This window comes from Streptomyces hesseae (genome assembly GCF_031845785.1).
Taxonomy (GTDB): domain Bacteria; phylum Actinomycetota; class Actinomycetes; order Streptomycetales; family Streptomycetaceae; genus Streptomyces; species Streptomyces hesseae.
Map to the genome: position 1 here is coordinate 1 of NZ_JAVRFI010000062.1, position 482 is coordinate 482.

General features: G+C 72.8%; 1 protein-coding gene. It reads left to right on the forward strand.

Features of this window, described 5'->3' with window-relative positions; all coding sequences use genetic code 11:
- Positions 1-10: 10 nt before the first annotated feature.
- On the forward strand, positions 11-482 hold a 472-nt coding region (locus RM609_RS34195), incomplete at its 3' end, for a 2,3-bisphosphoglycerate-dependent phosphoglycerate mutase (RefSeq protein ID WP_311616577.1).

Here is a 482-nt window from a genome sequence, read left to right on the forward strand (position 1 = left end):
GATGGACGCCGTGACCGGAACTCTGGTGCTCCTCCGCCACGGCGAGAGCGAGTGGAACAAGGCCAACCTCTTCACCGGCTGGGTCGACGTGTCCCTGTCCGAGAAGGGCCGCGCCGAGGCGACCCGGGGCGGTGAGCTGCTGAAGGGCGAGGGGCTGCTGCCCGACGTCCTGCACACCTCTCTGCTCAAGCGGGCGATCACCACCGCCGAGCTGGCGCTGGCCGCCGCCGACCGGCAGTGGATCCCCGTGACGCGCTCGTGGCGGCTCAACGAGCGGCACTACGGCGCGCTGCAGGGCAAGGACAAGGCCGCCACCCTCGCCGAGTACGGCGAGGAGCAGTTCATGACCTGGCGGCGCAGCTACGCCACCCCGCCGCCGCCGATCGACCCGGCCGACGAGTACAGCCAGGACGCCGACCCGCGCTACGCCTTCCTGCCCCCGGAGGCCCGGCCGGCCACCGAGTGCCTGGCCGACGTCGTCG